At 67.5% G+C, this 24,554-nt stretch carries 19 protein-coding genes; 10 read left to right on the top strand and 9 right to left on the bottom strand.

The annotated features are described in order from the left end of the window. The coding region (locus F0Q34_RS19825; RefSeq protein ID WP_206668104.1) for a hypothetical protein at nucleotides 1–2,544 on the bottom strand (2,544 nt) is incomplete at its 3' end. Nucleotides 2,545–2,965: 421 nt separating this feature from the next. Between F0Q34_RS19825 and F0Q34_RS19820 the strand changes: the two genes are divergently transcribed. From F0Q34_RS19820 to F0Q34_RS19795, 5 genes are all read left to right on the top strand, one after another. After that, on the top strand, nucleotides 2,966–5,641 hold the full coding sequence (locus F0Q34_RS19820; protein WP_149814065.1) for a S8 family serine peptidase: 2,676 nt from the start codon (nucleotides 2,966–2,968) through the stop codon (nucleotides 5,639–5,641). Between the two features lie 274 nt (nucleotides 5,642–5,915). Then, the gene (locus F0Q34_RS19815) at nucleotides 5,916–7,862 is read left to right on the top strand and encodes an elongation factor G (protein WP_149814063.1); all 1,947 of its coding nucleotides are present in this window, start codon (nucleotides 5,916–5,918) and stop codon (nucleotides 7,860–7,862) included. Nucleotides 7,863–8,245: 383 nt separating this feature from the next. Further along, complete coding sequence (locus tag F0Q34_RS19805) at nucleotides 8,246–9,379, top strand: methyltransferase (protein WP_149814059.1); 1,134 nt, start codon at nucleotides 8,246–8,248, stop codon at nucleotides 9,377–9,379. Between the two features lie 622 nt (nucleotides 9,380–10,001). Then, entirely contained in the window at nucleotides 10,002–10,187 is a 186-nt protein-coding gene (locus tag F0Q34_RS19800; RefSeq protein ID WP_149814058.1) for a hypothetical protein, read from the top strand. Next, nucleotides 10,184–10,867 carry an MOSC domain-containing protein gene (locus F0Q34_RS19795; RefSeq protein ID WP_149814057.1) on the top strand — a complete coding sequence of 228 codons (684 nt, stop codon included), beginning with the start codon at nucleotides 10,184–10,186 and terminating at the stop codon, nucleotides 10,865–10,867. Before F0Q34_RS19800 ends, F0Q34_RS19795 begins: the two co-directional genes overlap by 4 nt. A 341-nt stretch (nucleotides 10,868–11,208) precedes the next feature. Here the strand turns inward: F0Q34_RS19795 and F0Q34_RS19790 are convergent, their stop codons facing one another. Then, entirely contained in the window at nucleotides 11,209–11,562 is a 354-nt protein-coding gene (locus tag F0Q34_RS19790) for an MGMT family protein (RefSeq protein ID WP_149814056.1), read from the bottom strand. 47 nt (nucleotides 11,563–11,609) lie between these two features. Continuing rightward, complete coding sequence (locus tag F0Q34_RS19785; RefSeq protein WP_149814055.1) at nucleotides 11,610–12,383, bottom strand: sulfite exporter TauE/SafE family protein; 774 nt, start codon at nucleotides 12,381–12,383, stop codon at nucleotides 11,610–11,612. 548 nt (nucleotides 12,384–12,931) lie between these two features. Between F0Q34_RS19785 and F0Q34_RS19780 the strand changes: the two genes are divergently transcribed. The 4 genes from F0Q34_RS19780 (at nucleotide 12,932) to F0Q34_RS19765 (ending at nucleotide 16,477) form a co-directional block, all read left to right on the top strand. Then, nucleotides 12,932–14,038, top strand: coding sequence for an alpha/beta fold hydrolase (locus tag F0Q34_RS19780; RefSeq protein ID WP_206668103.1), 1,107 nt, complete (start codon nucleotides 12,932–12,934; stop codon nucleotides 14,036–14,038). A gap of 57 nt (nucleotides 14,039–14,095) precedes the next feature. After that, nucleotides 14,096–14,512, top strand: coding sequence for a DUF6525 family protein (locus F0Q34_RS19775; protein ID WP_149814053.1), 417 nt, complete (start codon nucleotides 14,096–14,098; stop codon nucleotides 14,510–14,512). Between the two features lie 202 nt (nucleotides 14,513–14,714). After that, nucleotides 14,715–15,614: a LysR family transcriptional regulator gene (locus tag F0Q34_RS19770; protein WP_149814052.1), complete on the top strand. Its 900-nt coding sequence runs from the start codon at nucleotides 14,715–14,717 to the stop codon at nucleotides 15,612–15,614. Between the two features lie 101 nt (nucleotides 15,615–15,715). Next, nucleotides 15,716–16,477, top strand: a complete 762-nt coding sequence (locus F0Q34_RS19765) for an SDR family NAD(P)-dependent oxidoreductase (protein ID WP_149814051.1) — start codon at nucleotides 15,716–15,718, stop codon at nucleotides 16,475–16,477. 112 nt (nucleotides 16,478–16,589) lie between these two features. On the opposite strand, the gene F0Q34_RS19760 is transcribed toward F0Q34_RS19765, so the two are convergent. Then, on the bottom strand, nucleotides 16,590–17,063 hold the full coding sequence (locus F0Q34_RS19760) for a VOC family protein (protein WP_149814050.1): 474 nt from the start codon (nucleotides 17,061–17,063) through the stop codon (nucleotides 16,590–16,592). 283 nt (nucleotides 17,064–17,346) lie between these two features. Here F0Q34_RS19760 and F0Q34_RS19755 point away from each other — a divergent pair, with 283 nt between their 5' ends. Then, nucleotides 17,347–18,330, top strand: a complete 984-nt coding sequence (locus F0Q34_RS19755) for an alpha/beta hydrolase fold domain-containing protein (RefSeq protein WP_149814049.1) — start codon at nucleotides 17,347–17,349, stop codon at nucleotides 18,328–18,330. Between the two features lie 99 nt (nucleotides 18,331–18,429). On the opposite strand, the gene F0Q34_RS19750 is transcribed toward F0Q34_RS19755, so the two are convergent. From F0Q34_RS19750 to F0Q34_RS19730, 5 genes are all read right to left on the bottom strand, one after another. Then, a complete protein-coding gene (locus F0Q34_RS19750; protein ID WP_149814048.1) occupies nucleotides 18,430–19,191 on the bottom strand; it encodes an SDR family oxidoreductase in 762 nt (253 codons plus the stop codon). Nucleotides 19,192–19,319: 128 nt separating this feature from the next. Beyond that, nucleotides 19,320–20,963 (bottom strand): ABC transporter substrate-binding protein, encoded by a 1,644-nt coding sequence (locus tag F0Q34_RS19745; protein ID WP_149814047.1) that lies wholly within the window; start codon nucleotides 20,961–20,963, stop codon nucleotides 19,320–19,322. Nucleotides 20,964–21,199: 236 nt separating this feature from the next. Continuing rightward, complete coding sequence (locus F0Q34_RS19740; protein ID WP_161600962.1) at nucleotides 21,200–21,988, bottom strand: MipA/OmpV family protein; 789 nt, start codon at nucleotides 21,986–21,988, stop codon at nucleotides 21,200–21,202. 14 nt (nucleotides 21,989–22,002) lie between these two features. Continuing rightward, the gene (locus F0Q34_RS19735; protein WP_149814045.1) at nucleotides 22,003–23,289 is read right to left on the bottom strand and encodes an HdeD family acid-resistance protein; all 1,287 of its coding nucleotides are present in this window, start codon (nucleotides 23,287–23,289) and stop codon (nucleotides 22,003–22,005) included. Next, a complete protein-coding gene (locus tag F0Q34_RS19730; RefSeq protein ID WP_241665596.1) occupies nucleotides 23,286–24,413 on the bottom strand; it encodes an MFS transporter in 1,128 nt (375 codons plus the stop codon). The genes F0Q34_RS19735 and F0Q34_RS19730 overlap by 4 nt, the downstream gene beginning before the upstream one ends. Between the last annotated feature and the right edge of the window lie 141 nt (nucleotides 24,414–24,554).

Genomic DNA, 24,554 nt, shown 5'->3' with positions numbered 1-24,554 from the left:
GCTGATCGCCGACAGGGCCACGGAGTTCGTGCCGCCGGTCGCTGCGGTGCCGAGGTTCTTCAGCGCCACCTCGCCACCCGCGCCGCCGCCGCCGCCGCTGCCGCCAAGGCCGGCGGTGACGGTGATGGAATCCGCCAGCGGCAGCTTGCCGACCCATTTCGACAGGGTCGGGTCCCAGGACACGCCGACCGAGGCCGCCGTGTCGCCGGTGCCGCCATGCCCGCCGCCGCCGCCCACGCTCATGGCCGAAAGCGCGGTGGAGAACTGGCCAAAGGTTTCCACGCTGCCGCTGCTGGTCACGCTGACCTTGCCGCCGGTTCCGCCGCCGCCGCCGGCCCCGCCGACGGCGCTGGAGGCGAGGATGTTGCGCGTCACGCTGATGGCGTCGCTGGTCGAATAGCCGCCGCCGCCGACACCGCCGCCGCCGCCGACGCTCATGGCCTGCACGCCGAAGGAACCGGCGCCGCGCGTGACAATGCCGCCCGTGTTGTTGACGGTGACGCCGCCGCCCGGGCCACCGCCGGTCCGGTCGCCGGGCGTGCCGCCCGCCCCGCCGCCAATGGCCTCGCTGGAGGAGATGGCCGGCATGCCGGGGCTTGAGGTGGCAAAGCTGTAGGCCGTGGCATCGCCGCCCGTGCCGCCGCCGCCGCCGATGCTGAGGGCCTGGATGCCGGCGGATTTCATGCCCTCGGTCAGGATGCCGCCGCGGTTGATGACTTCGACTTCGCCGCCATGCCCGCCGGCACCGAAGGAGCCGCCGATGGCGCGCGAGAAGGCCAGCGAGGGCAGGTCGACATAGGCCATGGGGACGCTGATCGCATAGGCGCCCGCGCTGCCGCCATTGCCACCGCCGCCGCCGATGCTCTGTGCCTGCAGCGCCGCAGCATTGGCACCGAGGGTGGTGAGGCCGGCGGCACTGTCCACCGTGACCTTGCCGCCATCCCCGGCAACGGCGCCCGCGCCGCCGATGGCCACCGATTTCGAGAGAACCGGGGAAAGGCTCGCCGCCATGGCGTTGCCGCCGGCGCCGCCACCCCCGCCGATGCTTTGCGCCAGGATCGCGGCCGCCGCCTCGCCGTCGGTGACGATGCTGGCCGAAGGGGCGTGGCTGTTCACGGTGACGCTGCCGCCATCGCCGCCGCCGCCGCCGCCGCCGCCCAGCGCATAGGAGATCAGCGGCGAAAGCGAGCGGGCCTCGCCGCCGCGCCCCCCGCCGCCGCCGACGCTTTGCGCCAGGATGCCATAGGCATCATCCCCCCCGGTGCGGATCTCGCCCTCATTCCCGACCGTGACAGCCCCCGCGCTCCCGCCCTTGCCGCCTTCGCCGCCCGAGACGAAGAAGAAGCCGAGGCCGCGCCCGCCATCGCCGCCGCCGCCCGTGAAGGTGCCGGAGGGGCGGAAGGCCTGAAAGGCGCCCGCCGCGTTGCCGCCGGAGATGCTTTGCGCCACGATGCCGGCCGAGCCCTGCCCGCCCGTCGCGATCCGGCCCGTATTGCCGATCTCGACCGCGCCGGCGGCGCCCGCGGCGCCGCCCTTGCCGCCGCCCATGAAGGAGCTGTCTCCGCCCTTGCCGCCGCCGCCGCCGATGGACTGGCCGATGATGCCGGAGGAATAGGCGCCGGTGGTGACGATCTGCCCCGACTGGTTAACGGAAACGAGGCCCGCATCGCCGCCGCGCGCCCCTGGCCTGCCGCCGGCATCGGGCTGGTTGCCGCCGCCGCCGCCCACGCTCTGCGCCAGGATGCCGGCCGCGCCCTCGCCGCCGGTGTTGAGCGTGCCGGCGCTGGTGACGGTGACCGTGCCGCCCTGGCCACCCGGGGTCGTGAAAGGCTGGGAATAGAAGGTGCCGGGGCCACGGTTGCCGCCCTGGCCGCCGCGCGATTCCGCGACAAGGGCGGGGGCACTCGCCCCGCTGGTCTGGATCCGGGCGGGGGCGCCAATGTCGAGGATCACCGTCCCACCCGCGCCGCCGCCCCGGCTTTCGGCGACGTCCTGCTCCGTGCCGCCGGTTCCGACCGCACCGCCATTGGCGCTGGCCATGATGCCGGCCAGGGCGGAACCGCCGGCGCCGACGAGGCCTTGCAGGTTCAGCCGGACTTCGCCCGCATCGCCGCCCTTGCCCACATTCCACAGCCCGCCGCCGCCGAGCCCGCCGGTCGAATAGAGCCGCACAACGGCCGAGCCGGATGGCTGATCGCCCTGGCCGAGCGTGGAGCCGCCGAGCCGCAGCGCGATGTCGCCACCCCGCCCGCCCGCGGCCCCGGATACATGGGCGAGGTCCATGACGAAATTGGTGACGTCGCCCGAGCCACCCTTGCCGCCCGTCGAACCGATCTCGATGGCCATTCCGGTGGACGGGATCAGGCCGGTGCCGTCGGGCAGCGCCGCGCCGATGCCATCGCCGGGGCCGCCTGGCTGGGCAGGGTCATTCGCGCCGATCCAATGGGACACGCCGTCATTGCCCTTCGTGCCGGTGCGCGTCTTCTGCCAGGCAGGCTGCGCCCAGGCGGCCTGCGCCAGCAGCAGCAAGGGGGTGCACGCCACAGAGCAGAGAAGCCGCGCCCGTGCCGCCCGGCGCGGCCTTTCGGAGCGGGGGAACGGGAAGCCAATCATGCCCGGGTTCATGAGATTATGCCTGCCCATCCTGTGCGAAACCCAGGCATATGGCGGGGCGGGTGCTACCGTTTTCTTAATGATCGCGCATTACGAGCGCTCGGCCCTCAAAAGAAACCAAGGGATTGCTTGGGCGCAGGAATTTCATCTACGCTTCGCCACCAGATCGCCCAATGCTGCCGTCCTGCGTGCCTGAGGCGGACAAGCCTGCTGTGCCAAGGCAGCAGGGGGTCGGCGACAAGCCGAAAGTAATCTGAAACGATCATGCGTAACGAAAGTCTTAAAACTTAAGGTTGATTACGGCTGCCCAACATATCACTAATCCTCGCGATCCTGCGAGGAAGGGCTGCCAATGACCATGAACGCCACGCCTGCCGACCCCTTGTTCCGACACCAGTGGGGCCTGCTGAACACGGGGCAGGCCTATGGCGGCCCGGGCATCGACATCAACGTCCTCCCGGTCTGGCGTGACTATACGGGCGCGGGCATCCGGGTCGGCGTCATCGATTCCGGGGTCCAGCTCGATCACCCCGACCTGGCCGGCCGGATCGACCCGGATGCCGTATGGGACGCGGCGCAGGACCGGCCCGGCGGCGGCCCGATCGACCCGGAGGAAAACCACGGCACTGCCGTGGCCGGCATCATCGCCGCGGAAGCCAACGCCATAGGCGGCGTCGGCGTGGCGCCCGGTGCCACGCTGGGGGCCTATCATGTCGGTTTCGGCGCGGATCTCTCCTTCGCCGTGCGCAACGACCAGTTCGAGATCGCGTTCCGCCACGCGCTGGCCGACCGCATGGACATCGTGAACAACAGCTGGGGCGCGACGGTGCCCTTTGCCGGCGGCATCTATGACGAGGTCGAGGATCTGGCGCGGCAGGGCCGCCACGGCCTCGGCAGCATCGTCATCTTCGCCAACGGCAACAGCCGCGCCGAGGGGGAGGATGGCGGGCTGGAACTGCAGCACAACGTCCCCTACGTCATCAATGTCGGCGCCGTGCAGAACAATGGCGTCATCACTGGTTACAGCACGCCAGGCGCGGACCTGCTGATCTCCGCGCCGGGCGGTGCCCAGACGAACCAGGCCGCCTCGCGGCCCGGCAACGGCATCGTCACCACGGACCGGACCGGTGCCGATGGCTACAACAAGGCATCCGGAGCCGCCGGTGACTATACCTTCAGCTTCAACGGCACCTCCGCCGCGACGCCCTTCGTTTCCGGCGTCGTGGCCCTGATGCTGGAAGCCAACCCCGGTCTCGGCTACCGCGACGTGCAGGAGATCCTGGCCAAGTCGGCCCGCGTGACCGATCCGGCGGCGACGAACTGGACAACCACCGCCTCCGGGGACTGGAATGGCGGCGGCAGCCGGTTCAGCCGGGATTACGGCTTCGGCATGGTGGATGCCCACGCGGCGGTGCGGCTTGCCGAAAGCTACCGCGGGCGGGAGGCCCGGACGGCGGCGGAGATGCTCGAGCTGGAAAGCGGGGAAGCGCTGCCGGGCCCGGTGCAGCTTGAACCCTTCTCCGCGACCTCGATCCCGTTCGTCATCGGCGAGGACGTGACCATTGAGCACGTTCAGCTGAAGGTCGATTTCGAGACGGTCGACTCCGCCAACCTGTTGATGGAGCTCATTTCGCCGGAAGGCAGCCGGATCCGGCTCCTGAACCTGGCCGAGCGGACGCGCGGCGAGCCATGGCCTGAAGGCGGCTTCGTTCTGGCCACCCCCGGCTTCTGGGGCGAGAAGGGCGGCGGCATCTGGGAACTCGCGGTGATGAGCGTCAACCGCGACAGCTCAGTGAATGAGAGCCTGCTGAGCGCCGAGCTTTCCGTCACCGGCGCCGCAGGCCATAGCCGCCGGGAGATCATCTACACCGACGATTTCCGCGAGATGGCGGAGGCAAGCAGCGCGCGGCAGACGCTCGCCGAGGCCTCCGGCGCCACCATCGTGAACGCCGCCGCCGTGACCGGCGCCGTGCAGCTGGACCTCGCGCAACGCATGCTGAACATCGGCGGCGTGGCCGTCACGATCGACGATGCGACCACGATCGGCACCATCCATGGCGGAGACGGCAACGACATCTTCCGCGGCGACGGTGCGGCGACGGTCTTCGCGCCGGGCCGGGGCACCAACATCACCGAAGGCGGCGGCGGGGCGGATAGGCTGAAGCTGCTGCATGGTATCGCCGACTATGTCGAGCTGGCCAGCGGCCCCAGCATCATCCTGCTCGGCGCTTCGAGCCGCGACACCATCACCGGCATCCCGACGCTGCAATTCCGCGACGGTACCGTGGTGGTGGGCGAGGATGTCCTGGTGCGCTCCGTCTTCTATGCGCAGCAGAACGGTGATGTCTTCGCCGCCGGGCTTGCGGCCGACGCCCATTACGACGCCCATGGCTGGCAGGAGGGGCGCGACCCCAATGCCTGGTTCAGCACGAAGGCCTATCTGGCCAATCACGCCTGGCTTCGCGAGGCCGGGATCAACCCGCTGAGCTATTACGATGCCGAGGGCTGGAAGCTGGGCCACGATCCATCGGCCGCTTTCGACAGCTCCCTTTACCTGCACTTCAACCCCGATGTCGCGGCGGCGGGCATGAACCCGTTGCGCCACTGGCTGTCAGTCGGCCAGGCCGAGGGCCGTGCCGCGACGCCCGTGGTGGACGGCGCGGCCCTGCGCGACGGCTTCGACCCGACATACTACCTGCTTGCCAATCCGGATGTCGTGGCAGCGGGAGCCGATCCCCTTTTGCACTGGCTGCAGTTCGGATGGCAGGAGCAACGTGATCCGAACGCCTATTTCGACTCCAGCCACTACCTCGACAATTATGCGGATGTGATGGCGGCCGGTATCAACCCGCTCATCCACTACGTCCTTTCAGGCTGGGCGGAAGGCCGCGATCCGTCGGCTGGATTCGACACGGAGGGCTACCTGGCCCGCTACTCGGATGTTGCGGAGGCCGGCGTCAATCCACTTCTGCACTTCCTCGGCCATGGCCTGATAGAAGGCCGCTCAGCGCTCGGTGAGCCCGTCTAAGGCGCACGGACCGCCTTGGGATGCCGGATGAGGGCTTGACAGGAGTTCCTCGTCCGGCGGCAAAGTCGGCTTCCTGCCAATGCCTGCGCGGCGGACGCCGGAGCGGCTGCGAGCCTTGAAGGGTCGCCGCAGGCCATTTGGATGTCCCGGATCATCAGGTTAGCCTCTGCTGCCAGGGTCAGCAGAGCGAGGTAATGCTTTTCCGGCATCTTGCTGCATGATGCGGGAGCCCACGCGTTCAACAGAAGCAAGAAGCAAGTCGGGAGGACGTCCGATGCCAGACCTGCCTGGCGATGTGCCCACACCCGCATCCCCCCGCTCCATCGCCCTCCTGGGCCCGCAGGGAAGCGGCAAGTCGGCCTTGTTCGAGGCGCTCCTCGCCGCTGCGGGCACCTCTCCGGTGCGCCGCAACGCGCCGCGCGGGCCGGGCACGGAACTGCGGATCGCGCATTGCCGGATGGCGGATGCCGCCTGGGCCATCCTGGATTGCCCCGGCGCGATCGAGTTCTCCCACGATGCCGAGCGTGCGCTCGCCGTTGCCGATCTGGCCGTGGTGGTCTGCGACACGACACCAGCGCGCCGCGGAAGCCTCATGCCGCTGTTCCGCCGGATCGAGGAATCAGGAACGCCCGCCATCGTCTTCATCAACAAGATCGACACGCTGGCCGGGCCGCTTCGGGAATGCCTCGCGGCCCTGCGGGAACAATCCCGGCGCAAGCTCGTCCTCCGGCAGATCCCGATCCAGGAGGGGGAGGCGGTCACCGGCTATGTCGACCTGGTGAGCCAGCGCGCCTATCGCTATCGCCGTGGCGAGCCGTCCGAGCGGGTCGAGCTGCCCGATCCCATGCGGGCCCCGAAGGACGAGGCGCGCGAGGAGCTCCTCGAGGTGCTGGCCGACCAGGACGACGCGCTGCTGGAGAAGGTGCTGGAGGATCTGGCGCCCGAGCCGGCCGAGATCTACCGGCCGCTGCATCAGGGCGAAGGCAGCGGCACCGTGGTCAGCGTGCTGCTCGGCGCGGCTGAGTGCGGCAACGGCATTCAGCGTCTCTGGAAGACGCTGCGGCACGACGTTCCGTCGGCGGCCGAGACCGCGGCACGGCGCGGGATACCGCAGGAGGGTGCGCCGCTTGCCCAGGTCTTCCGGACGCTTCAGGCCGGCCATGCCGGGCGGCTGTCCTTTGTGCGGCTCTGGCGCGGTCCACTGGAGGATGGCGCGACGCTGGATGGGCAACGCATTGGCGGGATCTATCGCTTTCCCGCCGGCGAGGCCGAGAAGGTGCGGCAGGCCGAGACCGGCGATCTCGTGGCCCTCGGGCGGCTGGAGGGCGTCCGTGCCGGGGCCGTGCTGGGCGGGCCTCCGCTCCCCTTCCCCGAGCCGCCGCCGCCAACCTTCGCCTTGAGCATCGCGCCGGAAGACCGCAATGACGAGGTGCGCCTGTCCACCGGCCTGCAGCGGCTGGCCGAGGAGGACCCAGCGCTGATTGTGGCCCAGGACCCCGAAAGCGGCACAACCCTCCTGAAGGGCCAGGGCGAGATTCATCTCCGCGCCGCCCTGGACCGACTGGCCGTCCTGTCGGGTGTCAAGCTGCGCACGGCCCGGCCTGCGGTGGCTTTTCGCGAGACCATCCGCCATTCCGTGGTGCAGCAATCCAGGCTGAAGCGGCAGACCGGCGGCCATGGCCAGTTCGCCGACGTGAAGCTGCAGATCGCGCCCCGTCCCCGAGGCGCCGGCTTCCACTTCGACGAGAAGGTGGTGGGCGGGGCTGTGCCCAAGCGCTTCATCCCGGCCATTGCCCAGGCGGCGGAAGACGCCACCCGAAAGGGGCCGCTGGGCCAGCCCGTGGTGGATATCGCGGTGGTGCTGCTGGATGGCGGCTTCCACTCAGTGGACAGCAGCGACATGGCCTTCGCGACGGCCACCCGCATGGCCATGCAGGAGGGTCTGGCGGCGGCTGGCCCGATCCTCCTGGAACCGGTGGACGAGGTCGCCGTCTCGGCACCGGCCGACTTCACCCCCACGGTGCAGCGCCTGCTGACAGGCCGGCGCGGACAGATCCTGGGTTTCGCCGCGAAGGACGACTGGGAGGGCTGGGACGAGGTTCAGGCGCTGGTGCCCGCTTCCGAACTCGGGGACTTCATCATCGAGTTGCGGTCGCAGACCCAGGGACTGGGGAACTACGTGCACCGCTTCGACCATCTGGCGGAGGTGCGAAGCCGTTAGATGTTTGATGGTGCAGCCCTCCAGCCCGAATGGAAGGACGCGTTCTGGGGGGGCACCATGGAAGCGCCACAACGACAGCGGCGGTCCGTCGAGCGATGCAGCATGGCAAGGGCGTCAAGCAGGCCCCGGACCTCGCCTTTTGTTCTATTCGATCATCTCCGCCTCCGATGTGGCTTGGGAAAGTGCCTGACTGGCGGTTCCGCGCCTGTTCCCGGCATTGACCGCTGGATCGAAGAAGCCTGCCACCGAAGCTTTCGGAAGCAACAACCCGGTACAAGGCTGTGGCCCGCTGTGACATTCGGCGGATCAGGTTAAAGACGGTCCTCCCCGTGAGAGAGGCTGCCGATGCTCCCCTTTATCTCCTTACGCGCAATGCACCGCCCATGAGCGCACCACGCCTGGAATGGACCGAAGGCGCCGCCAACCGTGAGGCCGCTTGGCTGTCTGGGTCGGGGACCCTTCCTCCCCGCCGCGTCCAAGCCGTCGATGACACCATGCGCGCTGACGATGCTTTCCGTCTGGCGTGCGAGGGCGTCGGATTGCTGTGGTGCGGCGATTTCCAGAATGCCCGGCAACTGCTCCAAGCGCTGGCGCGACGCCTCGACAAGCGCGCGGCACGCAGCCGCCTGCCCGATGACATGCCCATGCGCGAGCGCTTCAACCGCTATCGGCAAGGCCAGGCGCTCCGCGCGCGCATCCTGGGCATGGTGCTGATCCCGCTCGATGCCGGGCAGACGATCCCTTTGCGGCGCGCCCCGGATGTGCGTGCGGCCTTGCATCACGCGCTTGGCGTACCAGAAGGCGACGCCGTGATATCGCTGCGCGAGTTGCAGGGCATGGTGGGTGCCTATGAATGGCACCGCAAGGGCGTGCCCATCGCGGCTCTGGGTGGTGCGACAATCCATCCGGACTTCGGCGTGTTCTCGCCGATTCGGGGTGAATACCTCGACCTGGTTGCGCGTGCGCCATTGCCGGAGGGGGAGATCGCCTTCGACATTGGCACTGGCACTGGCGTGCTGGCAGCCGTGCTGGCCCGGCGCAGCCTATCGAAAATCCTGGCCTCTGACCTGTCGCCGAGAGCCCTGGCGTGTGCACGCGCCAATGTTGAGCGGCTGGGCCTGTCCGAACAGGTCGTTGTCCGAGAGGCCGACCTGTTCCCGCCGGGGCGCGCCGCCCTGGCGGTCTGCAATCCGCCCTGGTTGCCAGGCAAGGCTTCCTCAACGCTTGAACAGGCGGTGTATGATCCTGACAGCCGCATGCTGCGCGGCTTCCTGGGCGGATTGGCGGCGCATCTTTTGCCGGGCGGAGAAGGCTGGCTGATCCTTTCCGACCTTGCGGAACATCTCGGCCTGCGCAGCCGCGACCAACTATTGGGCATGATCGAGACAGCCGGGCTGACAGTCATCGGTCGGCTCGATGCCCGGCCACAACATGGCAAAGCCTTCGACACCAACGACCCGCTGCACGCCGCGCGGCTTCAGGAGACAACATCGCTTTGGCGCCTGCGCGAGCGCTGAGGCACCATGAAATCCGACGCGCAGCGATCGGAAGCTTGGCCGTGGATATGGATCTCAACCGGTAACTGTCCGGCGGCACAACCGGAGTTTCGGCGGCCGGCGGCAGCACCGGAGCCGCGGTGACCGGCGCCTTGATGTTGACCAGGGAAAAATCGTCCGCCGCGAGGTTGCCCGCCTGGACCAGAGGCAACGCGATCCCAAGTCGTGCGGTCAGGGCGGTGCGCCACATCGGCGGAGGCGCCTTATGGACAGGGCATGGGTGGACCACACCGTGGATGGCGCACAATATCTGGAATAGCCCGCAGAGCGCCAGATTCCGCCATCAGGCAGTGCCGTGCGGAAAGCAAGGTTGGCCGGGATGCGGGCGGTGAGGAGGATGTCCGGAGTTGCCATGCCAGAGCCGCGCCAGCGGTCTATGCCCGCAACGTCCCCGCGCCGAGGCCACCATGTGGCCAATGATCCTGGCCGCGCGGCTTTCCCACGCCGCTGGAGCACATGGGGATCGCGGAACCAGCACCCGCCACCCCATCGCCGGACCCTGCCGATCGGCATCGACAAGCCGGAAACGGGAGGCACGCTGCCTGCCGCCATGGTGCGCATTGGGATGTGGGGCACGCCGGCCATGGTCGTCATCGACCACGAAGCCCAGATGATCGAGCATCATTTCGGCCAGGTCGATGATCCTGCACCCGGGGTCCTCGCCGGCTCACTGCCCGTCCAGAAGGCAGCCGCCGCGGCAGGGCAGGCAGGTCAAACGGATGGCTGTGCCAGAGGCATCTGCGTGGCGCCGGCAGCAGGGGTGCCATGATCGGATCTGCGCAGCCCGTCGTGCTCACTGGCCAAGTCGCACCCCTTGGCCCCGGCGGGGTACCGAGTGGCATCGACAAGCATCCCGTTCCAGGTCCCTGGCGGATAAGTCGCGCGGGGATCGCTGGCGACGCGCAAGGCGACCTCAGGCATCATGGCGGTCCCGAGAAGGCGCTCCACCAGTATCCGTTCGAGCACTACGCCACCTGGGCCGCAGAGATCGGCGATCACCCGTTGCTGGCGAAGCCGGGCGCATTCGGTGAGAACCTTTCGGCTTCAGGCTGGACAGAAGGCAATATCTGCATCGGCGACATCGTCCGCTTCGGAACATCGCTCCTGCAGGTGAGCCAGGGACGCCAGCCCTGCTTCAAACTCGGCCTCCGCTTCGGGCACCGGGGAATGGCGCGCGCCTTGCAGCATAGCGGGAGAACCGGATGGTATTGGCGGGTTCTGGAGGAAGGAACAGCCGAGATGGGAAATGCATTGCTGCTCATCGAGCGCCCGCAGCCCGATTGGCCGCTCTCCCGCCTCAACCGGCTGCTCTACAAGGATACGGGAAATCGCGATGCCCTTGCCGCGATGGCTCGGTTGCCAGAGCTGGCGCAGGGTTGGCGCATGCTCGCCGAACGCCGGCTGGCCTCGGGAACCGTCGAGGATTGGTCAAAGCGCCTGAATGGCTGAATTTCAAAGGGTACTGCCAGTGCCCGCGCCAGATCTGACGGCACGATGCCATGGCCGGACTGCGCCTGCGCCATCAGTTCCGGCGCCCGCAATGGACGCTCGCAGACAAAGGGCGAGAAGCCCGCCATTGTTCTTCGCGGCGCTGGCCATCCTTATGGTCGTTGTGGCCGCCCCCGGCCGGCGCCGTTATTCGAAACAGCCGCGGCACGCGGCCGGTCACCGCTGGGCCAAGCCCGAAGCTTGTCCTGACCAGCGGCAACCATTGGGCAGGATAAAGGCAAAGCCCCCCCGCATCTTCGTTCTGCCGTGTTTTTATGCGGCCGGAGATGTCGCCTGTCTTTTCAATCCAGCCATCGGAACCGCTCCAGGTCGAAGCGATTCTTGTCATCGAACTCGACGCCTTCGCTTTCAAGCAGGCGACGCTGGAGGGCGTCGCTGCCGTTGCGGGACAGGCTGCACGACACCTCACCCTTCGCATTCACCACGCGATGCCACGGGATTGCCGCCGACGGATCGAGGCGCTGAAGCACCCGCCCCACCAGGCGCGCCCGCCGAGGAAGGCCCGCCATGGCGGCCACCTGCCCGTAGGTCGCGACCCATCCTTTGGGGATGCGCCGGACAACGGCACATATCGCAGTGACAGCCTCATCCCCGGTGGGGGCAGGAACATGGAGGAGCCTGCGCTTTACCGGCATGGGGGCATCCTGCCACCGGGATGTGGGAAGCCGCCCAATTCGACCCTTCAGGCAGGAAGGATCACGCCTCCGCCGGTGAGCAGCTTCGGAAGCGAGGACGCGAGCAGCATCACGCCTGAGGCGGTCAGCAGCCCTAGCACGACCTTCCGGAAGGTCAACTCGCTGATGCCTATATAGACGCGCGCCCCGATCAGTGACGGAACAAGCATCGCGGCGGCGGCGAGGGCGATCGCCGGCAGCATGTCCCGCGTGATGGAGCCCGACGCTGCATGCGCCGCCATCGCGCAACTCAGCATGGTCAGGTTGAAATTCTGGATGATGCTGCGCTGCGTGTCCTTGTTCATCCGCCGCAGGGTGCACCAGAGCGTTGGGAACATACCGGAGAAGCCTCCCAGGCCGCTGAGGATGCCGCCGAGCAGACCGGCGATGCCGTTGGCGGCCCTGCCGCCGAAGGTGACAGGGGGCAGGTTGGGGACGAGCAGCATGAACGGGCACCAGACAACCAGCAGGAAGCCGAGCAAGGCCCGGAACAGCTGAATATCGAGGAGGGGCAGGATGACAATGCCCAACGGGATACCGGCCAGCCCCCCGAAGACGAACGGGGCGAGCTGGACGAGATCGAAGCCCCGCCGGACCGTGAGGGCCGCGGCGACCTGCCCCGTCAGCGCGCCGGAAAGCGCCAGCATGGCGGCAAGCTGCGGCTCCAGTGTCCAGGCCCAGACCGACATCGCCACGAGCCCGAAGGCGAAGCCGGAAAGACCTTGCACGAAGCCGGCCAGAACGGCGCCGAGGACAATACTGAAGATCATCGATTCGTCCATGGTGGGCTTTCTGTGCTTTGCGGATTGGGTTCAGATGACGTGTGAAGCCTGGCCGCCACGACGCGGCAAGGTAGGACCGCATGTGCTGGATGGACCGGCAGCGCCAAGAAACGCCGCGCGCAGAAGGCTGCGTTGCGCCGGTTGGTCAATCAGTCCGATAATGATTATGGTCAGCTTGGCTCCGTGCTTCTGAGCATCCGCTTCCGGGCTGATGGGTGGCCAATGCCGCCATATCCCCACGGTTCGATGTGCTTTTTTAGTGGAAAAGTCGGTATTGCAGCGTTCACGATTCTCGCTTTTTGGACGCAGATCTATGCGGTTTTCGTAGGAGCCGCACTTTGCGGTGCATCAGATCAGCATAACCGGTGGCAGGAGCATTGAGCGGGTTCCTTCCGTCCGGGATGGGCCAGCCGATGGAATACCCGGCAAAGCTTCCCCTGGCGCTGAAAGCCACATCGGAGCGAGGCGGAGAAGCCATTGGAGCGCCGCTGCTTGGCCGTGGCAGAGTTGCAAGGCCGTTCCAGTTCCAGCGAAGGAGATTATGCAGCGTGACGCCTTTCGATCCTGCCTTGCTGCCCACTGGCATTCGCAGCCGCATCCTGCCCGGGATAAACGGGCTTTCTGTGCACCTGCTGGAAGCCGGTGAGGCCGGACAGCCTGCCGTGTTGCTGCTGCATGGCTTTCCCGAACTTGCCTTCTCGTGGCGCAAGGTGATGCCGGCCCTGGCTAGTGCCGGTTTCCACGTCATTGCCCCTGATCTCCGGGGATATGGGCGCACCACGGGATGGAGCGCAGGCTATGACGAGCCGCTGGCGCCGTTCCAGATGCTGAACATGGTGCGTGATCAACTGGCCCTGGTACAAACCTTGGGTTTGCGGGAGGTCCATGCGCTGGTGGGCCATGACTACGGCTCCCCGGTCGCGGCCTGGTGCGCGCTGATTCGCCCGGACGTCTTCCGGCGCCTGGCACTCATGAGCGCGCCCTTCGCCGGGCCTCCACGCTTCGGGGTGTCCTCCGTGCGGGACATAGGCCCCGACCTTGCCGGCCTCGCTGAGCCGCGCAAGCACTACCAGTGGTATTACGCCGAGCGCCGCGCAGCAGGGGATATGGATCGTCCCGAACAGGGGCTGCATGCCTTTCTGCGCGCCTATTACCACCACAAGAGTGCCGACTGGCCCGGCAACAAGCCATTCCCGCTGACCGGTTGGACGGCGGAGGAGCTGGCGAAGATGCCCGACTACTACATCATGCCCCTGCACGCGACGATGCCAGAGGCGGTGGCCCCATACATGCCCGCCACCGAGGCACCGTGGCTCACGGATGCCGAGTTGGCTGTTTATGTCGCCGAATATGCCCGCACCGGCTTTGCCGGCGGGCTGCAATCCTACCGTTGCGGCACAGGCGGAGCGAACGCTGCCGATCTCACCCTGTTCAGCGGCAGGCGAATCGAGGTTCCGACCGTCTTCATCGCCGGTGCCAGCGACTGGGGCATCCACCAGATCCCCTTTGCGCTGACGCGGATGCAGGAGGAGGCCTGCGCCGATTTTCGCGGCCTGCACCTGATCCCGGGCGCGGGGCACTGGGTGCAGCAGGAGCAGCCGGATGCTGTGGCGAAACAACTGGTTGACCTGACAGCCATCGCAACGGCGGCGTGAGCGATATGGCCTGAGGCCACGGTTCCCCTGTGGCCGTTCCTTCGGTAGAAGGCCGGCATGGACAACAGCATGGCGACCAAGCCCTACAGCAAGCTCAGGGGTGATCCCTACCGTGCCTATGAAGAACTGCCGGTCGAGGTGCGCCGGGCCTTGCAGGAAGCCTTGGTGGACTGGTGCCCCCTGCGTGCCCGCGAATGGCATCTCCAATTGCTGCGTCGGCAGCGAATGCGGCCGGCGCAGGCGGCGTCCATCCTTGTCCAGACCATCCGCAAGCATGACCATGCCGAAGTTGCCGCTTTCGCCAGGGCCTGGTCGGACGGCGCCCAGGCCTACCCGCACCTCGCTGCCGGCGCGACGCTCCAGCGTTATGCCGGGAAGGATGGGATCCCGGCCGCTAGGCCCATCGTTATCGCCTCAACGGAGCCGCTATCCAAGGCACGGAAAAAGTCCCGCGCGGGTCGCCTCCGGCGCTGAGGGCGGAGACCCGCGGCATCCAGATCCGGCAACCCTTCCGGCCCGGCATTTCGTATGCCAGCAATGTCCGCATTCAGCGTTCCTGACATGATCTGAGAAGCCAGGCTTCGGCCTGCGGATTGATCTTGCAGGCCGGAACGTGGAACCTCAGCCGTAGGGTAAACAGCCCCCATAACCCGGCGGCACAGCTGGTGGCACTTCCATGACCGAACGAGACTATGCCGATCTCCAGGCATTGCGATGCATCATCGAGCAGGGGAGCTTTGTCGCCGCCGCGCGCAAGCTGCGTATGTCCCGATCGGCGCTGAGTGAAGCCATTCGCAGGTTCGAAGCGCGTCTCGGCATCCAGCTCCTCCACAGAACCACGCGGAGCGTCAGTCCGACCCCTGCCGGCGAGCGCCTCGCGACCCGTTTCGGCGTCGCCTCGGCGGAGATCGAATCCGCGCTCCGCGAAGCCGTTGATGCGGGTGGCGAGGCGGCTGGTGCCGTCCGGGTTCACGCGCAGCGGCTGGGCTATGAGACGGTCCTGCGGACCATGTTGCCGGGGTTTGTTGAACGCCACCCCCGGATCAGCATCGAAGTCGAGATCGACGATGCGGGCGCCGACATTGTTTCGGGCCGGTTCGATGTCGGCATCCGGCTCGGCGAATTGCTGGACCAGGACGTCATCGCCGTCCCTTTGCAGCCGCCCATGCGCCAGATCGCCGTCGCTGCGCCCGCCTATCTTGAACACCATGGCGAGCCCAAGCATCCGCGTGACCTTCTGGGCCACCGCTGCATCTGCTTCCGCTGGCCTGGCCACGATGCGCTCTACAACTGGGAGTTCTACGAGGACGATGCATGGTTCTCGGTGCCGGTTTCCGGCCCGCTGATCTTCAACGACCAGCGCGCGACCATTGATGCCGCCATCGCCGGGGCCGGCATTGCGCTCTGGGTGGAAAGCGAGGTGCAGCCTCATATCGGCGCGGGCCGCCTCATTCCCCTTCTGCTGCCCTATACGGCCGAATTTCCAGGCTTCGCGCTTTATTACGCCCGGCACCGGCACCGTTCCCCGGCGGTCAATGCCTTTATCGCGGCCTTGCGCAGCGCGGCCAGGCGCTGAGGAATTATACCCTTCCAGGCGAACAGCCCATTCGTCGTTCGGGGCATTCTGGCAGCCTGAGGACCGACCTATCTGCGCTGGACCCAATGAAGGAGGTCAGCATGACCATGCAGAACAGCAAGACAGAGGAATTTTCCGGCAAGGTTGCCATTGTGACCGGCGCGGCCAGCGGCATCGGGCGCGCCACGGCCGAGCTCCTGCATGCCCGCGGCGCCTCGGTGATCGCGGAGGACCGGAATTCGCGAGTGAACGAACTGCGCCGACCCGGGATTGAGCCGCTTGTCGGCGATGTGACGCAGGAAGATGCCGCGCGGCGCGCCGTCGCGCTCGCCATTGAAGCTTTCGGCCGCTTGGACATCCTCGTGAACAATGCGGGGATCATCATCAACAAGCGTGTCCTGGACATGAGCCTGGAGGAATGGGAAAGCGTCTTCGCCGTCAATGCCACAGGCGCGTTTCTGCATGCCCGCGAGGCCATGCGGACCATGGTTCCGGCAGGCCGCGGCGCCATTGTCAATGTCGGCTCCTATGCATGCTTCCAGGCCTTCCCGACGATCGCCGCCTACGCGGCTTCCAAGGGCGCCCTGGCGCAGCTGACGCGGGTCCTCGCTCTTGAGGGCATCGAGCACGGTATCCGCGTCAACGCTGTTGGCTCCGGCGACGTCGTGACAAACATCCTGAACCACACGCTTGAGGATGGCCGCGCCTTCCTGGCGGAGCATGGCAAGAACGCTCCCATCCGGCGCGCGGCCGAGCCCGGCGAGATCGCCGAGGTCATCGCCTTCCTGGCCTCGAACCGGGCGAGCTACATGGTTGGCGCGATCGCCATGGCAGATGGGGGAATGAGCGTGGCCCTGCCCTGAGCCGCGATGGCCACCATGTCCCAGTCCATTGCCTGCTGCCCGGCATCCATGCCGCGCCGGCGCAGCAGGGCCGGGGTGATCCCGCCAACGGGCCGGACCATGGGATGGGGCGTCAGCCGCGCCGGGCCGCCTCGATTGCCGCGATGTCTATTTTCTTCATGGTCATCATGGCCTCGAAGGCGCGCCTGGCCTCGCCCCCGCCGGCCGCCAGTGCATCCGTCAGTGCGCGCGGAGTGATTTGCCAGGATATCCCCCACCGGTCCCTGCACCAGCCGCATGCGCTTTCCTGCCCGCCATTGCCGATAATGGCGTTCCAGTATCGATCAGTCTCCTCCTGATCGTCCGTGGCGATCTGGAACGAAAAGGCTTCATTGTGCTTGAACGCGGGCCCGCCGTTCAGGCCAAGGCAGGGAATGCCCATGACGGTGAACTCCACCGTCAACACGTCGCCTTCTTTTCCGGACGGGAAATCGCTGGGCGCATGGCGCACGGCACTGACCATGCTGTCGGGAAAGAGGCCTGAATAGAAGCGGGCAGCCGCCTCGGCGTCCTTGTCGTACCAGAGGCAGACCGTGTTCTTTGCCATGGCATGCTTCCTCGTCATTGCGGCCAGATCCTGGCCTTGTTCCTCTCGTGTCGTTCGCGGAGAGGAGACGGTTGGCTGCTTCTCCTTACACCCTGATGCAGTTGTTTTTCCAGGCTGCGCTTGCAGGACCGCTGGCCCTTGGCCTCACTCCCGCTTCAGGCCGCCAGCGGCCGGCGCCTTGCTCGCGCCCCGCCGCAACTGCACCAGATCGCCGCGCGCCGCGTTGGCGCCGGCCACGGATCAGGGTTCAATGGCCGGCAGCAGCAGCTGGAAAGGCCCGCATATGACCGACGCCCCCGCGAAACCCCGCATGGCCCCGGAGATGGCCGCCTTTCAGGCGATGATGGAGGCCCGCGCGCGGGACTTCCCGCCGATCCGCCTGGAACGCCCCTTCGACACCGCCCGGGCCACCAATGACGCGTTGAACCTCACCCTCGGGGGCGGGCCGGAAATGGCGGAAAGCCGCGACCTTTGGCTGCCGGTACGCGGCCGGCGGGTGGCCTGCCGCCTGCACCGGCCGACCGCCGCCGCTGGGCCGCTGCCGGTTCTGGTTTACCTGCATGGCGGCGGCTGGGTCTGGAACAGCATCGACACGCATGACCGGACCATGCGCGAATATGCGGTGGCCTCGGGCTGCGCCGTGCTTGGGCCGGACTATGCCCTGAGCCCCGAGGCGGTCTTCCCGCAGGCACTGGAGGAGTGCGCCGGCGTCGTGCGGCAGCTGGCCGCATGTGGGGCGGAATGGGGACTTGACCCGCAACGGGTGGTGTTGGGCGGGGATTCGGCGGGGGCGAACCTCGCGCTTGGCGCCGCGCTGCTGCTGCGCGAGCAGGCGCCGGAGATCGCATTGCGTGGATTGCTGCTGAATTACGGCGTTTACGATTGCCGGTTCGATACCCCCTCCTATGGCGAATTCGCCGAAGGATACGGCCTGACGCGGGAGCGGATGCGCTTCTACTGGGACTGCTACGCACCGCAGCAGGCAGATCGCTACGGCCCCTTCGCCGCCCCGTTGCGCGCGGATCTGCGTGGCCTGCCACCGGTGCACATGACCCTGACCGAGCTGGACGTGCTGGCGAGCGAGAACCACGCCATGGCGGCGCGGCTGCGTGAGGCCGGGGTGGCGGTGACGGAAGCATTCTTTGCCGGCACGGTGCATGGCTTCCTGCGCGCGGCCGGCCATGTGAGCGCGGCGGACCGCGCATTCGCGCAGGCCGGCGCCTGGTTGCGGCGCGTCATGCCATCCCACGACGGTTCAGCGGCCTGAGTTCCACCCCGATGTCAGAGTTCCACGGTCTCCATGCCGCAGGGAGGCGGTTGCCGCCGGACGGGGGGCCATGATGTTGTGTCCGCAGGCAGCCGTCCTTCAGCCGGCCAGCCAACCCCCATCGACGGGCAGTTCGATGCCGGTGGTGAAGCTGGCCGCGTCACTGGCAAGATAAAGGGCGGCCTCCGCCACCTCCTCCGCCCGGCCGAAGCGGGCCATCGGGTGCCGCATGCGGGAAGCCTCACGCGGCGTGGCGGGTTCGGGGTGGCGGGCGAAGCTGCGCGCCAGCAGCGGCGTGTCGATGGCGCCGGGCAGGATCGCATTCACCCGGATGCCATCGGCCACAAAGTCCAGTGCCATGGTCTTGGTGAGGCTGAGGATGGCGCCCTTGGCGGCGATATAGGCCGCGTTGTTGCGCCCGCCCGCCCGCGCAAGCTGCGAGGCCAGGGTGACGATCGCCCCGCCGCCCTGCTTCTGCATCGCCGGAATCGCGGCCCGCGCCCAAAGCCAGGTGCCGCCGAGATTGGCGTTGAGCACGGCTTCCCAGGTGTCGGGCGTGATGCTGAGCACGGTGCCGCCCGAGGAAAAGCCGGCGGCGCAGACCAGCACATCGATGCGGCCCCAGGCGGCCAGCACCGCGGCGGCGTCGGCCTCCGCCGTGCCCGGGGCGCCGACATCGGAAACACGCGCCATGGCGATGCCGCCGGCGGCGCCGATCTCCGCCACCAGGGCCTCGGCGGCATCAGCATCCCGGTCCACCACGCAGACCCTGGCGCCTTCGCGCGCGAAAAGCCGCGCCGTCGCGGCCCCGATGCCCGAGCCGCCGCCTGTGATGACCGCGATGCGTCCGTCCAGCTTCATGCTTCCTCCATCAGCGGTTGGTCCCACGCCAGCCATTATCCCATGAAACGCCGCCGCGACCGGTCCGGCAGCGCCGGCATCCCATCATTGCCCTCAACATCATGATCCTCGGCCAGAAAGGCAGAAGGTCACCGCTTTTCGACATTCCAGAAGACCGGCACGGGCGTTTCCAGGAAATTCGCGACATCGGTGCGGTAGGCGATGGGCGCGAAGAACTGGCCGACCGGAATGATGGGCACCAGCGCGGCCGCTTCCTGCTGCAGGTCGGCGATCAGCGCCCCGCGCTTGCTGGGGTCACTTTCGCGCGCCCATGCGTTCTTCAGCTCCTCGATGCGCGGCGAGCAGGCCCAGCCCGCATAGGAGGCATTCGTGCAGTTCGTGCTGAGCGCAACATTGGCGATCGGGTTGTCCAGCTCGAACCCGTAGGACCACATGGGGAAGATGTTCCAGCCGCCGGCCTGCGGCGCTTCCCGGCGGTTGCGGCGGGACATCATGGTGGCGAAGTCCATGTATTGCAGGTCAACGGTAAGCCCCGCGGCACGCATCCGCTCCGCCGCCAGGGTGCCGAAACCCTTGATGATCTCGTTGTCTCCCGGAGCGATGACGACGATGGGCTGGCCCGCATAGCCCGCCTGCCGGAACAGGCGCTTCGCTTCCTCGATCCTGGCGCCGCGCATCCACTCGCTGCCGGCCTGGTTTTCATTGAGCCCACCGCAGGCCAGGAAGCTGTAGCATTCCCGCCAGTACTGGCCTTCGCTACCTGCCGTTATGGCCATGAACTCACGCTGGTCGGTCAGCAGCGCCAGCGCCCGCCGGGCTTCCGGCTTGTCAAAGGGGGGCTGGGTGTGGTTGGGCCGCAGGAAGCCAAGCTGCCCTTGCTTTCCGTGCACGGCCACACGCACATTGCTGTTCCGTGCCAGCACCGGCAGCAGATCGAGCGGCGGTGTCTCGTAGATATCGAGCTCGCCACTTTGCAGCGCCGCAACAGCCGAGGCGGAATCCGGCAGCACCAGCCATTCCAGACGATCGATCTTCGCCACCTTGCCGCCGGCGAAGTTGCTGGGTGGCTCCTGGCGCGGCTGATAACTGGTGTTGCGGCGATAAACCATGCGGTCACCCGGCCGGTAGGCTGCCCGGTCGAAGCGGAACGGGCCGGAGCCGATGATTTCCTTGACGGGGGTCATCGGATCGGTGGCCGCATCCTCCGCGCGCATGATGAACAGGGCGGCGGCGGTGGGTTTCGCGAAGGATTCGATCAGAAGCGGCGTGTCGACCGGCAGCGAGACGGCGAACCGCTTCTCGTCCACCACCTCCAGGGCCATGCCCAGTTCGACCAGCTTCCGGCCGCTGACATCGCGTTTCGCCCAGCGCTGGATGGAGGCGATGACGTCATTGGCGGCAACCGGCCGGCCATCATGAAAGGCGAGGCCAGGGCGCAGCGTCATCAGCCAGCGCACGCCCGCGCCCGTCACGATCTTCTCGACATCGCCCACCATCTGCGGTTGTGGCTTGAGCGCGGCATCAAGCGAGAAGAGCGTGTCGTAGACCAGATAGCCGTGCTGGTGCGTGATCGACAGCCAGTTGACCACAGGGTCCAGCGTGCGGGGTTCGGCGGAGGCGGCGTAGCGCAGCACCCTTTCCCCTTGCGCGGCCGCCGGACTGGCCGTTGCGGCGGCCTGTAGCACCAGGGCGCAGGCCGCAGCCTGAAGCAGCAGGCGGGCGGCCTGGCGGCGAAGGGGCATGCCAAGGCGGGCAGGAAGCATGGAAGCCATCGATGCCGTCTCCTGTTGGGTAAGAAGCGGTTCTGGCGCGATCCTCGTCGTGCAGATGGGCGGTCCCGGATCTGGTGTCCGCGCCGGATTATTGCTCAGACTGGCCTGACCCGTGGCCGCTGCAAAGTTGTATTTTCGGCCCGCGAACAATCCGCCTTAGCCGGAAAGAACCGCCATTGGTCGATGTGGAACGTTGCCGATGCTGGCCGGAAGCCCTGTTGAATCCCTGCCGGCGTTCAGAACAGGCGGTAGGACAGGAACAGGCCGGCCTGGATCTGGTCTGGTGAGCCGCCGGGGCTTCTTACCAGCGGCGAGTCCGCGGACGAGCCCAACAGGCGGGCATATTCCACATAGCCCTGCAGATCCCACCGCGCGGACAGGCGCCATTGCATGGCGGCAAGCCCGCCGACGCGCTCCAGCCCGCCGCCTGCGCGATGCGCGGCGTAAGGGGTGCGCGCAGCCTCGGCTTCGGTGACGCCGTAGAAGGATTGCGCATATTGGCGCGTCACCACGCGCAATTCGGGGCCAGCGGTGAAGGCAACGCGGCCAACGGGAACGGAAAGAAGAAGCCGGGCCTCCATGGCTGCTCCGCCATGGCTTTGCGCCAGATCCTGCGTCAGGCTGACATCGGCATAGAGCGGGCCGGCCTCGTAGGCAAGAAAGACACCCCCCTCGACCGTCTCGGAAAAGCTGCGCAGCCCCGTCAGGTCACGACGGGCATCCGCGGCATCGCGCCCGTCGCGCAACCGCAGGATCGGCCCCAGGGACAGGCCGTGGGCCTGCAACGCCGCGATCCGGACACCATCCAGCACATCGAAGTCCAGCCACTCGCCATAACCGCCATTGATGTGGGGGAAAGGCTGGCCCCGCATGCTGCCACTGCCGGGATAGGCGGGCGAGAAGAACGGGCCGGCTCCGAGGTTCAACTCGAAGCCGGCCCTTTCCTGTCCGAAAAAGGCTTCCTCGGCCGCGGCCGGAGCCATCCCGGCGATCAGGAGGCCGCATGGCAGGAGGGCACGCAGCATTCGCGCCGGATTCCTCATGTTGCGCTGCCCCGGCGCTGCACCAGGCGGCGCCACACCGTTTCGGGCGGATGGATCACCGCGCTCATGGCGCGGGCATAGTCAAGCACCAGGCCGGGCGTCCAGGCCATGCTTTCGGCACGCTGGCGGATCAGCCCGGCCGCCCACAGCTCGGGATTGGTGATGGCGCCGAGGACCGAAAGCACCGGCCAGCGCTTGCCGTTGAACGCGCCCTCCAGTGCCGCATCCAGCGCATTGGCAACGGCGCTGGAGCAGTTCCGGCTGGTCAGGTTGTAGGTGGGGTCGCTCCGGTAGTTCGCCCAGAAGGCATGGAGCCGCTCGCGGTTGAAATGTTGAAACGCCACCTGCACGGTGGAAGGGCACCAGCCTGCCGCCTCCTCCTCATAGCTCGGCAGGAAGCGGCCCGGGACATCGTTGTCCCGCGTCGCCCGGAGCACCCGCGTGAAGTCGGAGCTGGAGCGGTCGATCTCCACGGCGGGGTAGTGGCTGATATAGATATCGGGCGCCACGGCCAATGCCGCATGGCCCGTCGAGATGGTGCCGTTCGCGTCCACGGCCGCGATGTAACGGTTGACGGCGCGCTGGCGCAGCGGCGTGTTGGTTGTGCCCGTCGGCGTCCAGACATGGACCACCAACTCGCCCGCGCGGCTTTGCCCGCGGGCTTCGGGCAACGGCATCAGCGCCTGGGCCAGCGCGTTGCGCAAGAACAGGGTGGAGATGGGCGCGCCGGGCGGCAGCCGCCGGATCCGCCAGGCGAGGTGGGCGATCCCCAGGCCCGTCACCGCCATGATCAGCCCGACATTGCATCCCACCGTGCCGGCATACCAGGTCGGCCAGGGCTGCAGCGTCGCGATGGCGAGCAGGATTTCCAGCACGCCCCCCGCCAGAGCGGCGCGCCAGCCCGGAAAGCGCACAACATGGGCGCTGGCGATACGCACGGCCCCGTCGATCGTGAACCCAAGCCCCAGGATCAGGGCGAGCATGAAATTGGCCCGCGAGGAGGAACTCAGGATCAGCAGGGCGGCGCCAAGCAGCGCGACCCCCTTCACCAGCCTGAGGCGGCGCGCGGTGCCCTGGCTGCCCAGCCCGGCCAGGATGCTCAACGCGGCCTCGGGCAGAATGAAATAGCCAAAGAAGCGCGGAGGAATGAGCGTCTGCCCGTCCAGGGCATCGATGAAGATGAAGAGGCCCATGGCGAGCCACAACACGCCGCTCGCCAGCACCACGAGCCAGCGGCGCTGGATCACCTCATGTCCCAGCAGAAGAAGCATGATGCGGATCATGGCACGTCCTCCTCGGAACGGGGCGTATCCTTCCAGCGCAGCAGAAAGAGGGTGAAGCCCGCGCAGGCCAGGGCCACCAGGAGCGGCAGGCCATGGGTCGTGAGATCAAGCGCCACCCCCACAAGGCTGGGGCCGAACAACGCGCCCGCCCCCCAGAACAGGCCCATCGCGGCATAAACCCCCACAAGGTCCGTGCCGCGGAACCGAGCGCCGATGATGGCCAGCATGGTGGTATAGATGCCAACGAACACGCCTCCCCAAAGAAACAGGGCGGGATAGGCGATCCAGGGCTCCCGCAGCAGCAGCGGCCAGGCCAGCGCCCCTGCCGTGGACAGCATGGCAAGCCCCAGCATCAGGCGGCGACGGTTCACCTTGTCGCACAGCCAGCCGATCGGCAGTTGCAGCAGGATGGCCCCCAGCATGAGGGTGGTGATGAGCTGCGTTCCAGCCTGCTCCTCCCATCCCAGCCGGACAGCGTAAAGCGCCAGAAAGGAAAGGCCCGCCGTTTCCACGGCGGCGTTCAGCGCCGTGGTGGACATGGCCACAGGCGCGAGCCGCATGAAGCGCAGCAGGTTGCCATGGCCATGAGCCTGCATGGCCGGCTGGATCACCCCCGGATGCACCATCAGCAACAGGGCCAGCAGCGCCACGCCGGCGCCCACCGCAAAGGGCAGCAGGCCGTCCGGCCCGGTGAAGGACAGAATAAGGGGCCCACCCGCGAAGCCGAGAGAAAGGAGCGCGGTATAGGCGGCCATGATGCGACCTCTCGTTTTGTCGTCGCTGAGTTCGCTCGCCCAGGTTTCGGTCAACACGAAAAGGATCTCCGCGCCGATGCCGAGGCCGATGCGCAGCACGAACCACATCCAGACCAACGGGAAGGCGGGAAAAAGCAGCAACAGCACGGCCGTCAGCAGCAGGGCGAACAGGATCAACGGTCGCGCGCCGAAGCGCCCTGCCAGGCGCGGCAGGATGGGGGCCACCAGCAGCACGCCCAGGGCGTGCATGGCGGCATTGAGGCCGATCATCGTCTCCCCTACGCCGCGTTCGGAAAGGTTGAGGGCGACCAGCGGGGCGGTAAGGCTGTAGGTGAGGCCGAAGATCATCGCGGCGCTGATCACCGCCACCAGGGAAAGGAGCCTGGCGCGGCTTAACCCGGCCCTGCCCTGCGCCGGGACATTTCCCGTGGCTTCTAGGTCACGTGGACAAACCTGATCCATAGGCGGATTGAGGACAGGGCGGCGAAGCCGAAGAAGCTGTCGGCGGTC

Source organism: Teichococcus oryzae (assembly GCF_008386565.1).
Taxonomy (GTDB): Bacteria; Pseudomonadota; Alphaproteobacteria; order Acetobacterales; family Acetobacteraceae; genus Pseudoroseomonas; species Pseudoroseomonas oryzae.
Note: the sequence above shows the minus strand (reverse complement) of the source record. Positions and strands in the feature narration are given on the sequence as shown.